Source organism: Paraburkholderia mimosarum LMG 23256 = NBRC 106338 (genome assembly GCF_000739815.1).
Classification (GTDB): domain Bacteria; phylum Pseudomonadota; class Gammaproteobacteria; order Burkholderiales; family Burkholderiaceae; genus Paraburkholderia; species Paraburkholderia mimosarum.
Genome location: NZ_BBJJ01000007.1, coordinates 155,829 through 169,615 on the forward strand (window position 1 = coordinate 155,829; position 13,787 = coordinate 169,615).

The window sequence follows — 13,787 nt, forward strand, 5'->3', positions numbered from 1 at the left end:
GCGTGGTCTGGGGACGTTGGCGGTGCGCTTCGCTCAAGCGGCGGCGAGCCACTCGACGTAATGCGCGGCGGCGTCGGCAACGCGCGCAGGGTCGAACGGGAATTCGATGCCGCGCGGCACGTGGCCGGGCAGCAACGCCAGCGCGGCGCGGCACAGGGGGTCGTCGTCGGCTGGTGCGGTGACGAAACGGCGCGCGCCCTCGCCCGCCACGGCCTTGCAGTGGATGTACTCGACGTGCGGCGCGAGCGCCGCGGCCGCGAGCAGCGGCGGCTCGCCCGGCCATTGCCAGTTGCCGATATCGAACGTCATCGCGATCACGCCGCCCGCGCCGCCGTCGCGCAACGCGTTGAAGAGATCGATGAACTGTGCGAGCTTGCCGCCCTGCTCGAGCTGGCCGTTCTCGACGACGACACGCGGGCCGTCGCCCGCTTCACCCGTACGCGCGCCGAGCTGTTCGAGCAGAGCCGCGAGGCGCGCCGCGTGAGCATCGCCGGAGAAACCACCCAGTTGCAGCTTGACGAAACGCGCCCCGAGCGCGCGGCCCGCAGCGACCGCCGCGCTGAGCGCCGCTTCGTCGAGCGCACCGTCCTCGCCATAGAGCGAGTCCGGCGTGGACCAGACGCGCCACAAACCCTCGCCCGCAAGCGCGAGACCGAGCGCGCGCAGCGCTTCGGGCTGCACTTGCGCATCGTCCATCAACTCGCGGCGCACCTCGAAGGCCTGCGCGCCCGCGCGCCGCGCCGTCCGGCTCCACGCCGCATGCCCGTCGCGCCAGATTGCCTGCGCGCCGAACGCGCTCGCCACGATTGCCACTTCCGCCATTGCCCTGTTCCTCTGCCTGCTTTCGGCGCGCCGCTTTCTTGGAACCGGTTCCAAACCCAGTCCGAAAAAAAGCGCCTGCGCGCCGGGTAATTTCGTCGGATAGTGCGCGCTGGCCGTTGAGCGCGCCATTCTGGATTGCCCTGGGTCAGGCGGACGGCACCCCGGGGATATCGGCGAGACACAGCTCGAGAAAGCGCTGCGCGACGCGCGAAGCCGCGCCCGCATGCGGCACGAGGATCGAGAACCGCCGTGCGAGCGGTTCGGGGCCAAGACGGATTTGCCGCAAGGCGCCGTCCTCATGGCGCATCGACATCGCGGAGACGAAGCCGATGCCCATGCCCGCCCGCACGGCCTCCTTCACGCCCTCCACGCCAGCGATCTCCAGCGCCACGCGCATGGGCACCCCCACTCGCGCGAACGCGCGCTCGACCACCTGGCGCACGCCCGAGCCGTCTTCACGCAAGACCAGCGGCCACTCGGCGAGCGCTTCCACGGTGATCGACGGCATCGGTACGCCGGGCTCGCCTTGCGCGTCCGCCTGCTGCGACGCCAGCGCGTGCGAGCGGGGCACGATAGCGACGATCTCGTCTTCGAGCCACGGATGCACAGCCGTGTCGGGCGGCAACTGCTCGCCCACCGGCCCTTCGATCAGCGCGATATCGACTGCGCCGAGCATGCTCACCACGTCGCTCGTGTTGCCGCTCGACGTTTCGAGCTTGACGTGCGGATAGTGCGCGTGGAATTGCGCGACGAGGTAGGGGAGCCGGTAGCTCGCGGGCGTGGTGGTCGCGCCGATGCGCAGCGTGCCGCGCTCGAGGCCCCGCAGCGCGTCGCGGTAAGCAAGCGCGTCGCGCCACGTGTCGCGCAAGCGGGCCGCATAGCCCGCGAGTTGCGCCCCCGTGGGTGTCAGGCGCACGCCGCGGCCGTCGCGCTGGTAGAGCGGCTCGCCGATCTCCTCCTGCAAGAGCCGCAACTGGCCTGATACGGCCGGCTGCGACAAATGCAGCGCCAGCGCCGCGCGACTGATGTTGAGGTGCTCGGCGACAGCAGCGAAAGTTATCAGTTGTTCCGGGGTCATCGCGGTGAATCATCGTGTTGACCTATATATTACTTCACAAATGACGATTTTTCATATCGATATACCTAAATTAGGATTAGGCCATTCGATAGCGACCGGTTCGCTACCCCATTTGTCGAGGCCGCCATGTCTTCCCCCACTTTTGCGCATTCGTTGCCGTCCACACGCGGGCAACTCAACGGCGTGCTGTTCGTCGCGCTCTTCGCGGCGGCCGTCACCAGCATTGCATCGCTCCCCGCCATCGCCGGGCTCGGCATGAGCCCACTGATCGTCGGCATCGTCGCGGGCGCGATCTACGGCAACGCGCTGCGCGATGGCCTGCCAGAAAGCTGGGCCGCCGGCGTGAACTTCTCCGCACGCAAGCTGCTGCGCATCGCGGTGGCGTTCTTCGGCCTGCGCGTGAGCCTTCAGGAAATCGCCCAGGTGGGCGTGCCGGGGCTCGTCGAATCGGCGGTGATCGTCGTGAGCACGCTCGTCATCGGCACCTGGGTCGGCATGAAGCTTCTGAAACTCGACCGCGACACCGCCATCCTCACGGCGGCGGGCAGCGCGATCTGCGGCGCGGCGGCCGTGCTTGCGTTCGAATCCACGCTCCAGTCCAAGCCGCACAAGAGCGCCGTGGCCGTGGGCACCGTCGTGCTGTTCGGCACGCTTTCGATGTTCCTCTACCCGTTGCTGTTCCGCGCGGGTTGGCTCCATCTGGATACGCTCGGCGCCGGGCTCTTCTTCGGCGGCACGATTCACGAAGTCGCCCAGGTCGTCGGCGCGGCGAGCAACGTGAGCCCGGAAGCCACCCACATCGCCACCATCGTCAAGATGACGCGCGTGATGCTGCTCGTGCCGGTGCTGCTCGTGCTCGGCGTGTGGCTCAACCGCGCGGCGCGCAGCAAGGCGCAAGCCGGCGACCACGCCGCCCACGGCGGCGCGCGCAAGCTCGCGGTGCCCTGGTTCGCGCTCGGCTTCCTCGCGCTCGTGATCGTGAATTCGCTCCACGTGCTGCCCGAATCGGCCACCCACGCGATCAATACGCTCGACACCTTCGCGCTCACCATGGCGATGACGGCCCTCGGCATCGAGACGCGCGTCTCGCAGATCCGCCAGGCCGGCCCGCGGGCGCTGACCGCCGGTTTCATCATCTACCTCTGGCTGGTCGGCGGTGGTCTCGCGATCACCTGGGGCGTGCAACGCCTGTTCGGATGACCGCGCGCCGATGGGCGGCGCAGCGCCCTCCGCCGCCCCGCCCGAACCCCTATGCGCCGGTGCTTCCGGCCGCTCGCCCCGTCTGCCACGGGGCATTTTGCGTTTCTACGTACGTCCGCATTGGGCCAGGTGCCGAACGCGCGTCACGCGCAAACCAGGCGCAACGGTTGCGAGCGATACTGTGCGCGGCTGTGCGCCCGGCGTGCAACCGCTGCGCAGCCCGTGAAAAGCACGGCAATCGAAGCAAGGGGACGACCGATGGCATACGAGCTCTATTACTGGGACGGCCTGCAGGGCCGGGGCGAATTCGTGCGGCTCGCGCTGGAAGAGGCACAAGCGCCGTATGTGGACGTCGCGCGCGGCGAGAAGGAGGACGGCCTGGGTATCGGCGCGATGATGAGCGAGCTGGAGAGCAGCGGGCCATACCCGCCCTACGCGCCGCCCTTTCTCAAGGACGGCGACCTCATCGTCCCGCAAACGGCCAACATCCTTTTCTACCTCGGCCCGAAGCTCAAGCTCGCGCCGCGCGACGAGGGCTTGCGCATCGTCGCCAATGGCCTGCAGCTCACGATCGCCGACCTCGTGACCGAGGTGCACGACACGCATCACCCGATCGCGAGCGGCCTCTACTACGAGGACCAGAAGGACGCCGCGAAGGCGCGAGCGGCGGATTTCATCGCGCATCGCATGCCGAAATTCATGCGCTATTTCGAGCGCGTGCTCGCGCAGAATCCGGATGGCCCGCGCCACATGGTGGGCAACGCGCTCAGCTACGTCGATCTCTCGATGTTTCAGATCGTCGAGGGGCTGCGCTACGCGTTCCCGAAAGCGACGAAGCATTTCGCGGACCACTATCCGCATGTCGTCGCGCTGCGCGACGCCGTGGCCGAACGCCCGCATATCGCCGCCTATCTCGCCTCGGAGCGGCGGCTGCCGTTCAACGAAACCGGCATCTTCCGGCACTACCCCGAACTCGACCGCGCCGCGCGCTGAATGCGCGCGCACCGTGGGATACGAGCGCAGCCGCTCGTGCTCGTAATAGCGCACGCGCCGCGCCGTTGTCGCGGCGCGCCTGTTATTCTTGCCGCCGCGCGCGCTGCATCACGAGCCCTGCGCACGCGCGGCTTTCTTTCACCTGTTACCTGGCCCGCCCGCCGTGCTGTCATTCCTCCTGAAACTGCGCACCCGCGCCCGCGATCTTTTTCGCCTGTCCGACGCCCACACGATGCTCATCTGGTCGGTCATCGTCGGCATGGCGGGCGCGTTTGCGACCGTGATCTTTCGCGAAGGCATCGCGTATGTGCAGAGGCTCTTCACGGGCATGGAAGGCGGCCTCGTCGAAATGGCGCGGCAGCTGCCGTGGCACCATCGCATCTGGATGCCCGCCGTGGGCGGTTTCATCGCCGGCTGCCTGCTGGTCGTCGCAAGACGCGAGTCGCCCGGCAACGGCCAAAAGCCGCTGCACACCGACTACATCGAGGCCGTGGCGATCGGCGAGGGTGTGATGCCGGTCGGCAAGAGCATCTGGCGCAGCCTCTCGTCGCTCTTCACGATCGCGAGCGGCGGCTCGATCGGCCGTGAAGGCCCGATGGTGCAGCTCGCCGCGCTCGCCGCCTCGCTGGTCGGCCGCTGGGTCCACTTCGATCCGTCGCGGCTGCGCCTGCTCGTCGCGTGCGGCGCGGCGGCCGGTATCACATCGGCGTACAACGCGCCCATCGCGGGTGCCTTCTTCGTGACCGAGATCGTGCTCGGCGCCATCGTCATGGAGAGCTTCGGGCCGATCGTGGTCGCCTCCGTGGTCGCCAACATCACGATGCGCGAGTTCGCGGGCTACAAGCCGCCGTATGAAATGCCGGTGTTTCCGGCGGTGACCGGTGTCGAGGTGCTGCTCTTCGTGGCGCTCGGCCTGCTCTGCGGGGCGCTCGCCCCGCAGTTCCTCGTGATGCTGGACACGGCGAAGAAAGGCTTCGGCCGCATCCACGCGCCGCTGCCCGTGAGGCTCGCGCTCGGCGGCCTCGTGGTCGGCATTCTCTCCGTATGGACGCCCGAGGTGTGGGGCAACGGCTATAGCGTCGTGAACTCCATCCTGCACTCGCCCTGGACCTGGACCGCGCTCGCCACGGTACTCGTTTTCAAGCTCGTCGCCACGGCCGCGACGGTCGGCTCCGGCGCCGTGGGCGGCGTGTTCACGCCTACGCTCTTCGTGGGCGCCGTGCTCGGCTGCCTGTTCGGCCAGGGCATGCACGCGCTCTGGCCCGACGGCACCTCCGCTTCGTACGCCTATGCGATGGTGGGCATGGGCGCGTTCCTCGCCGGCGCCACCCAGGCGCCGCTCATGGCGATCCTGATGATCTTCGAGATGACGTTGAGCTATCAGGTGGTGCTGCCGCTCATGCTCTCGTGCGTGGTGGCGTATTTCGTGGCGCGCGCGACCGGCAAGGCGTCGATGTACGAGATCACGCTCCATCGCAATCGCGAGGAAGCCGAGCGCATGCGCTTGCGCATGACGCAGATGCGCGAGCTCGTGCGCCCCGCGCAAACGGTCGTGCGCGCAGACGCGACGGTGCAGGACATGACGCGCGTGTTCCTCGAATACCCGGTGAAGTACCTGTACGTGACCGATGAGACGGGGCGCTTTCTCGGCGCGGTCGCGCTGGCCGACATCACCTCGGACCTGCTGCAAAAGCGCGACACCACGGACAAGCGCGCCCGCGACTACGTGAAGGCGACGTTCGACGTGCTCACGCCCGACATGCCGCTCGCCGTCGGCCTGCAGCACTTCATGTCCTTCCAGGGCGAACGCCTGCCCGTGGTCGAGAGCACGCGCGACCCGACGCTCGCGGGCGTGGTGTACAAGACCTCGCTGCTCGACGCCTATCAGCGCATGAACGCCGAGCGCTAGCCACGCGAGTGGCGTGGCAAAGCGCGGCGGATTTTCTAGAATTCAGAGGGAAACGCGCGGCGCGGCGCGCGCCGTGCGTGCGCGTACGGACACGTGCGCCAGAGGCCGTGAAAATCGACGCGGGGATGACCGGAGCGAAGATGAGCGAACCCTCACTCGAAGCCGTACGCCGCGACCATGCGGGCTGGATATTCGTGCACCTGCAGGGCGAGCCCTACGACCGGGGCGAGCAGCACGGCAAATTGCTCGCGAACGAGATCCGCAATGCGATCCGCACGGCGCGCTACCTCGCGAAGTGGGACACCGGCGAGGACTTCGACACGTTCATCAACGCAGCGGTCGTGCAGTTCGCGCCGCGCCTCGACACCGAATTCGCCGACGAAATACAGGGCATCGCCGATGGCGCCGGACTCAAGTTCGCCGAAGTGCTCGCCTGGAACGGCTACATGGATCTGCTGCAGAGCTGGTGGCCGGTCCATTCTGCAGCGCAGCATGGACAGCCCGGCGTGCGTCCGTGGCGCGGGCGGCGCGGCCACCACTGCAGTGCGTTCATCGCCACGGGCAGCGCGACGCGCGACGGCCGCATCGTGATGGCGCACAACTCGTGGGACCGCTACGCGGCCGGCGACGCCTTCAACATCGTGTTCGATATCGTGCCCGACACGGGGCACCGCATCCTCATGCAGGGCCTGCCCGGCTGCATATCGAGCCTCACCGACTTCTGGATCAACAGCGCCGGCCTGATGGTGACGGAGACGACCATCTCGAACTTCGTCGGCTATCGCGCGAACGGCGCCCCCGAGTTCTACCGCTCGCGGCGGGCGACACAGTATGCGTCGAGCATTGGCGAGTGGTGCGAGATGTTCGCGCAGGCGAACAACGCGGGCTATGTGAACAGCTGGCTGATCGGCGACACCAAGACGGGCGAGATTGCGCGTTATGAACTGGGCTTGCAGCACGCCGGATTCGAAAGCACGAAAGACGGCTTCTATAGCGGCTTCAATGCGGCGACGGACCTCAAGATCCGCAACCAGGAATGCACCGGCGAGGCCGACGACTACATCGACGTGCGCCGTAACGGCGCGCGCCGCCTGCGCTTCATGCAGCTCGCGCAGGAGCACCACGGCGCGATCGACGCCGAACTCGCCAAGGCCATGATCGCCGATCACCACGACGTCTACCTCGAGCGCAGCGACAACCCGTGCTCGCGCACGATCTGCGGTCACCTCGAACTCGACGACGCGCGCTTTGGCGGCGCGGACCACGGACCGTTCAACCCGTGGGGCGCCAACGACGGCAAGGTGGTCGACAGCGAAATGGCGCGCGATCTCGCGTTCTGGGCACGCTGGGGCCATCCGTGCGGCCGCCCGTTCGACGCCCAGGCATTCATGCAGCGCCATCCGCAATGGAACTGGCTCAACGGCTATATGCGCGATCGCCCGTCGTGGCCCTGGACGCGCTTCGAAGCGCTGCGCCCGCCGCTTCTTTGAGCTTGCCTCGACCCGCCGCCGGCCACAAAAAGCACACGCGTTCGAGACGCGCCGGCGCATTTCCTGCCATTATGGTATTTCCGTATGCGCCTCGCGCAGATGAGCCGTCCAGGCGGCTACTTGCGCCGGGCGTCGCGGCGCGCCGGCCGTCCCGGTCGGCGCGGCTGCCTGCGCCGCCGCCACGGCTGGCGGACGCGGTACGGCGCTTGCTGCGACCTGTGGGCCGCATGAGAAAGGAGGTCGAGCGATGAAAACCTCGACACTGATGACCACCGTGCTGTTGTCGGCGTCGTGTTTCGCCGCTCCGGTACGCACCGCGCAGGAGTCCCCGGTCGGCCAGGTCAGCGCGCACATACCGCTACCGACTGGACAGTCCCACGCCTACGACGCCCCTGTGGCGCCCCCCGCCCCCGACGTACCCGTTACCGCAAACGGTCGACAGCACTGGGAATACCTCACGCTGCCCAAATCACGCCGTCTCGACAAGACGCTGAGCCCGGACCTGCATGAACACACCTGAGCCTCTCCGGCGCGCGGCTGGCGCACCGGTTGCCAGCGAGCGCGGCGCAGCGGCAAACGAGCGGCGCGTGCGCGCGTCGCGACGGCGTGTGAGGTAGAGTGTGTATGCTTGACCCGGAGCGCGAGCGCCGCGCGCTGCCAATCCCGCAGAGGTTCCGGACACGCTCCGGACGAGCGACGAACAAGCCGAATAAGCCAAACAATCCGAACAACGAACGAGACAACGACGCGGACCGCGCAAGCCGGAGCCCGCGCAAAGGATGCCACGCATGCCAGCCTCCCGCATTCCCGACGAACCGATCGATCTTCAATTCGCCGACGTGCTGCGCGAAGTGCGCTGGCCCGCCAACAAGGACGAACTCGTCGATGCCGCGCGCACGGCCGGCGCGAGCAACGAAGTGCTCGCCATCCTCGACGGCATGCCCGAGCAGGATTACCAGGACGTCGCGTCCGTCACGCGGCTGATCGGCAGCAACTACGGCCCTGGCCTCGGCGTCTGAGTCGTGCACGTAGAGCAGGTTCTTTGCTCACGCATCGCGACCGAATACCACCCGCGCGAAAAACTTCGCCAGTACAGCTTCGGCTACGGGCGGCGTGACGTGCTGCGGATCAGCTGTCGCAAGGAATTGCACCCCGTCGCAGAGGCCGATCAGCCCCACCGCGAGCAACTCCGGATCGAGGGGCACGGGCGTGCCCGCGCGCGCCGAAAACTCCTCGATGTACGCGGCAAGACTCTCGCGCTTTTCCTTCATGAAGGCGTTGAAGCGCACGCGAAAGCGCGGGTCGCGAGCGGCCAGCAGCTTGGCTTCCACCCACAGCAGGAAGGCCTTGTTGTCCTGTGGCATGCGGCTGTAATAGGTGAGCACGCGCGCCTCCATCTGCTCGCGGGAGGCCTCGGACTCGAAGATGCCCCGCAGGTCCGTCTGCATGGCATCGTGATCGCGCCGCAGCAATTCCACGAGCAGATCGGCCTTGCCGGAAAAGTTCGAATAAAACGCGCCGCGCGTGTACCCCGCCGCGAGCGCGATGTCCTCCACGCTCGTTCCCACGAATCCTTTTTTCATGAACAGGCCCTGCGCGGCATCTAGCAGGCGCTCGCGCGTCTGGTCGCGGCTTTGTTCACGGGTGAGTCGGATGCGCGTCATGGCGAGGGCTTCGTGATGTGTCGTGGGGGAGTCTAGCACCGAAACCTTCCTCGGATTCAGTTACGCATTCAGATACAAGGTTGTATTAGAATTCGGCTTGTCATCCCAGGTCCGGGTGCGGCGCGAGCGCGCCGTACCCCCGGCTCAACGGCGGCGCAATCGGCAGGCTGGTTTTGCTGTCTGCGTGCGCGCAAGGCGTATCGAGGTCCAAGTGAATCGTTGCGGTTGTGGCGCATCGAGCAGAATGCGCAGTCATCCCGGTAAATCCAGCAAGGTGTCCGCTTCGCCGCTGTTGGGCTCGCCACGGCATGCGCCGTGGCGGCACGCCGCCAACGCGCTGCTCGTGCTCGGCGTTGCGGCGCTTGGCGCGTGCGGCAAGCGCAACGAAGCGCCGCCACCGCCGCGCCCGGTCGTCACGATGATCGTGCATCCCGACGGCGGCGGTGTGAGCCCCGTCTACCCCGGCGATATCCAGGCGCGCTACGCCACACCGCTTTCGTTTCGCGTGAACGGCAAGATCATCGAGCGCAGCGTGCGCCTCGGTGACAGCGTCAAGCCAGGGCAGACGCTCGCGCGGCTCGACCCGGCCGACTTCGAGAAAAACGCGGCCAGCGCGCAGGCCCAGCTCGACGCTGCGCAGCACCGCCTCGTGTTCGCGAAGCAACAGCTCGATCGCGATATCGCGCAGTCCGCGGCGAACCTCGTCGCCCGCGCGCAACTCGAACAAACGCAGGACGCTTACGCCTCGGCTGCCGCCCAGCGCGAAGCGGCGCAACAGCAGCTCGCGCTGTCCAGCAACCAGCTGCGCTACACGAGGATCGTCGCCGATCACGCCGGCGTCATCACGGCCGAAAACGCCGACACCGGCCAGAACGTGCAGGCCGGCCAGCCCGTCTATCAGCTCGCGTGGACAGGTGATGTCGACGTGGTGTGCGATCTGCCCGAGCGCGCCGTGGCGGCGCTGCACACGGGCGACGCCGCGCAGGTCACGCTCGGCGCGCTGCCCGGCCGCCACTACACGGCGCGCCTGCGCGAACTCGCGGCCGCGGCCGACCCGCAAAGCCGCACGTGGCGCGCGAGACTCACGCTAGAGCATCCCGATGCCGACGTTCGACTGGGCATGACCGCCAACGTCGCTTTCGCGGCGCCGAGCGAGGCCAACGGGCCGCCCGCGTTTACCGTGCCGTCCACCGCCCTCTTTCACGACGGCGCGGCGCCGGCCGTCTGGGTCGTGCACGCGCCCGACAACGTGCTGCAATTGCGGCGCGTGAGCGTCACGCGCTATGACGCGCGCACCATCACCGTTGCGCAAGGACTGCGGGACGGCGAGACTATCGTGCTGCAAGGCGTTCACACGGTTCACGCCGGCGAGCAGGTGCACCCGATCGCGCCGCTGCATCCCGAGGACTTCGCGTCATGAGCGCGGCGCAAGGCTCCGCACCTGGCTCCGCCGCTGGTTCCACCACCGGTTCCACCGCGCATACCGAACCCGGCGGCGCTCACGAAGAGGGGCGCTTCAATCTCTCGGCGTGGGCGCTCCGGCATCGGGCGCTCGTCACCTTCATCGTTGCGCTCGCTACGATCTTCGGCGCGCTCGCCTATACGCGGCTCGGGCAGTCGGAGGATCCTCCCTTCACATTCCGCGTGATGGTGATCCAGACCTTCTGGCCGGGCGCCACGTCGCGCCAGGTCGAGGATCAGGTGACGACCCGTATCGGCCGCAAGCTTCAGGAAACGCCGTATATCGACTTCCTGCGCAGCTATTCGCGGCCCGGCGAGTCGCTGGTGTTCTTCACGATGAAGGACTCCGCACCCGTGAGCGAAGTGCGCGAGACCTGGTACCAGGTGCGCAAGAAGGTAGGCGACGTCGCCCATACGCTGCCCCAAGGCGTGCAAGGCCCCTTCTTCAACGACGAGTTCGGCGACGTCTACACCAACATCTACGCGCTCGAGGGCGACGGCTTCTCGCCCGCCCAACTGCACGACTACGCAGACAAGTTGCGCGAGCAACTGCTGCGCGTGCCCGACGTCGGCAAGGTCGACTACTTCGGCGATCCGCAGCAGCGCATCTACATCGAGATACCGAACACGCAACTCACGCGCCTTGGCATCTCGCCCACGCAGCTGGGCCAGGTGATCGGCGCGCAGAACAGCGTCTCGCCCGCGGGCACGCTCACGACCGCCGACGACCGCGTGTACGTGCGCCCGAGCGGCCAGTACGAGGATCTCCATGGGCTTGCCGATACGCTGATCCGCGTGAACGACCGCACGTTTCGCCTCGGCGACATCGCCACGATCCGGCGCGGCTACGACGAGCCGCTCGCCACGCAGATGCGCTTCCAGAACCAGCCGGTGCTCGGCATTGGCCTCACGATGCAGCCGGGGGGCGACGTCGTCCGCCTCGGCAAGGCGCTCGATGTGCGCGTCGAGCAGTTGCGCGCGCAACTTCCTGTAGGGTTGAAGCTCGTCGAGGTATCGAGCATGCCCGACGCGGTCTCGCGCTCGGTGGACGACTTCGTCCAGGCCGTGGCCGAGGCCGTGGGCATCGTGCTGCTCGTGAGCCTCGTTTCACTGGGCGTGCGCACGGGCATGGTCGTCGTGATCACGATTCCCGTCGTGCTCGCCGTCACCGCGCTCACGATGTACCTCTTCGGCATCGGCCTGCACAAGGTTTCGCTCGGCACGCTCGTGCTCGCGCTCGGCCTGCTCGTGGACGACGCCATCATCTCCGTCGAGATGATGGCCGTTAAGCTTGCGCAGGGCTGGAACCGCACCCGCGCCGCCGCGTTCGCGTACACCAGCACGGCGTTCCCGATGCTCACAGGCACCCTCGTCACGGTTTCGGGCTTCTTGCCGATCGTGCTCGCGAGGTCGAGCACGGGCGAGTACACGCGCTCGATCTTCCAGGTGTCCGCCATCGCGCTGATCGCTTCGTGGTTCGCGGCCGTGGTGCTGATTCCGCTGCTCGGCTACCGGCTGCTGCCGGAGCGCAAGCGCGATCCGAACGCCATGGACACGGCAAACGCCGCCCACGGCGAGGATCACGAGCACGATATCTACGACACGCGCTTTTACCGGCGCCTGCGCGGCTGGATCGGCTGGTGCATCGAGCGTCATCTCGTCGTGCTCGCGCTCACCGTCGCGCTCTTCGTGGCGGCGCTCGCTGCGTTCACGCTCGTGCCGCAGCAGTTCTTCCCGAGCTCCGACCGGCCCGAGCTGCTCGTGGATGTCCGCCTGCCCGAGAGCGCCTCGATCGATGCGACGCTGCGCCAGACAAAGCGCCTCGAAGCGGCGCTCGACGGCCGCCCCGAGATCGACCATTTCATCGATTTCGTCGGCACGGGCGCGCCGCGCTTCTATCTGCCGCTCGACCAGCAGTTGGAGCAGCCCAATTTCGCGCAGTTCGTGATTACAGCGAAATCGGTGAAAGACCGCGAGAAGCTCGCGAGCTGGCTCGAACCCATGCTGCGCGAGCGCTTCCCGGCCATCCGCACGCGCCTCTCGCGGCTCGAGAACGGGCCGCCGGTCGGCTACCCGGTGCAGTTCCGCGTGAGCGGCGACGACATCCCCACCGTGCGCGAGATCGCCAACAAGGTGGCGGCGACGCTGCGCGACGACCCGCGCACCGACAACGTGAGCTTCGACTGGGACGAGCCCGCGGGGCGCTCGCTGCACTTCCAGATCGATCAGCAAAGGGCGCGCGCGCTCAATGTCTCGTCGCAGGACATCGCCAGCTTCCTGCAGATGACCCACTCGGGCTATACGGTCACGCAGTTTCGGGAGCGCGACAAGCTCATCAGCGTCGATCTGCGCTCGCCCGCCGACGAGCGCGTCGATCCCGCCCGCCTGCTTTCGCTCGCCATGCCCACGCCCAACGGAGCGGTGCCGCTCGGCGCGCTCGGGCACCTCGCCAACGATCTGGAGTACGGCGTGATCTGGTCGCGCGACCGGCAGCCCACCCTTACCGTGCAGTCCGACGTGCGCGCGGGGGCGCAAGGCATCGACGTCACGCATGCGGTCGAGCGGCAACTGGCGTCGCTCAGGCGCGCGCTGCCGCCCGGCTACCACATCGAGGTGGGCGGCTCCGTCGAGGAAAGCGTGAAGGGCCAGGCGTCGATCTTCGCGCAGTTGCCGGTGCTCGCCGTTGCCGTCCTCATGCTGCTCATGATCCAGCTGCAGAGCCTCACGCGCGTGCTGATGGTCGTGCTGACCGCGCCGCTCGGGCTGATCGGCGTCGTGATCGCGCTGCTCGCGTTCGGGCAGCCTTTCGGCTTCGTCGCCATGCTGGGCGTGATCGCGATGTTCGGGATCATCATGCGCAACTCGGTGATCCTCGTCGATCAGATCGAAACCGATATCCGCGCGGGGCACAAGCGCTTCGACGCCGTGGTGGGTGCGACCGTGCGCCGTTTCCGGCCGATCATGCTGACCGCGGCGGCCGCCGTGCTTGCGCTGATTCCGCTGCTGCGCTCGAACTTCTTCGGGCCGATGGCGACCGCGCTGATGGGCGGCATCACGATTGCGACCGTGCTCACGCTGTTCTTTTTGCCCGCGGCCTACGCTGCGGCGTTCCGGGTGCGCAGCAGCGAAACTGACGAGACCGGCAACGCGCCGGACGAGGCATCATGAAG

11 protein-coding genes are annotated in these 13,787 nt (G+C 67.6%); 8 read left to right on the plus strand and 3 right to left on the minus strand.

Annotation, left to right across the window (positions count from 1 at the left end; genetic code table 11):
* Positions 1-33: 33 nt before the first annotated feature.
* Positions 34-822: a TIM barrel protein gene (locus tag BMI01S_RS08305; RefSeq protein WP_028211500.1), complete on the minus strand. Its 789-nt coding sequence runs from the start codon at positions 820-822 to the stop codon at positions 34-36.
* Positions 823-967: 145 nt separating this feature from the next.
* Positions 968-1,900 (minus strand): LysR substrate-binding domain-containing protein, encoded by a 933-nt coding sequence (locus BMI01S_RS08310; protein ID WP_028231278.1) that lies wholly within the window; start codon positions 1,898-1,900, stop codon positions 968-970.
* Positions 1,901-2,026: 126 nt separating this feature from the next.
* Between BMI01S_RS08310 and BMI01S_RS08315 the strand changes: the two genes are divergently transcribed.
* The 6 genes from BMI01S_RS08315 (at position 2,027) to BMI01S_RS08340 (ending at position 8,511) form a co-directional block, all read left to right on the plus strand.
* Entirely contained in the window at positions 2,027-3,100 is a 1,074-nt protein-coding gene (locus tag BMI01S_RS08315) for a YeiH family protein (RefSeq protein ID WP_028211498.1), read from the plus strand.
* Between the two features lie 258 nt (positions 3,101-3,358).
* Complete coding sequence (locus BMI01S_RS08320) at positions 3,359-4,093, plus strand: glutathione S-transferase (RefSeq protein WP_028231277.1); 735 nt, start codon at positions 3,359-3,361, stop codon at positions 4,091-4,093.
* Between the two features lie 163 nt (positions 4,094-4,256).
* Positions 4,257-6,002, plus strand: coding sequence for a ClcB-like voltage-gated chloride channel protein (locus tag BMI01S_RS08325; protein WP_028231276.1), 1,746 nt, complete (start codon positions 4,257-4,259; stop codon positions 6,000-6,002).
* 140 nt (positions 6,003-6,142) lie between these two features.
* Positions 6,143-7,492 carry a C45 family autoproteolytic acyltransferase/hydolase gene (locus tag BMI01S_RS08330; RefSeq protein WP_028211495.1) on the plus strand — a complete coding sequence of 450 codons (1,350 nt, stop codon included), beginning with the start codon at positions 6,143-6,145 and terminating at the stop codon, positions 7,490-7,492.
* A 247-nt stretch (positions 7,493-7,739) separates the two neighbouring features.
* On the plus strand, positions 7,740-8,012 hold the full coding sequence (locus BMI01S_RS08335) for a hypothetical protein (RefSeq protein WP_028211494.1): 273 nt from the start codon (positions 7,740-7,742) through the stop codon (positions 8,010-8,012).
* Positions 8,013-8,280: 268 nt separating this feature from the next.
* Positions 8,281-8,511: a DUF2795 domain-containing protein gene (locus BMI01S_RS08340; RefSeq protein ID WP_028211493.1), complete on the plus strand. Its 231-nt coding sequence runs from the start codon at positions 8,281-8,283 to the stop codon at positions 8,509-8,511.
* Between the two features lie 27 nt (positions 8,512-8,538).
* On the opposite strand, the gene BMI01S_RS08345 is transcribed toward BMI01S_RS08340, so the two are convergent.
* Positions 8,539-9,156: a TetR/AcrR family transcriptional regulator gene (locus BMI01S_RS08345; RefSeq protein ID WP_028211492.1), complete on the minus strand. Its 618-nt coding sequence runs from the start codon at positions 9,154-9,156 to the stop codon at positions 8,539-8,541.
* Positions 9,157-9,400: 244 nt separating this feature from the next.
* On the opposite strand from BMI01S_RS08345, the gene BMI01S_RS08350 reads away from it, so the two are divergent.
* Positions 9,401-10,576 carry an efflux RND transporter periplasmic adaptor subunit gene (locus BMI01S_RS08350; RefSeq protein ID WP_081723437.1) on the plus strand — a complete coding sequence of 392 codons (1,176 nt, stop codon included), beginning with the start codon at positions 9,401-9,403 and terminating at the stop codon, positions 10,574-10,576.
* Positions 10,573-13,785 (plus strand): efflux RND transporter permease subunit, encoded by a 3,213-nt coding sequence (locus tag BMI01S_RS08355; RefSeq protein ID WP_042288874.1) that lies wholly within the window; start codon positions 10,573-10,575, stop codon positions 13,783-13,785. Before BMI01S_RS08350 ends, BMI01S_RS08355 begins: the two co-directional genes overlap by 4 nt.
* Positions 13,786-13,787: the final 2 nt, after the last annotated feature.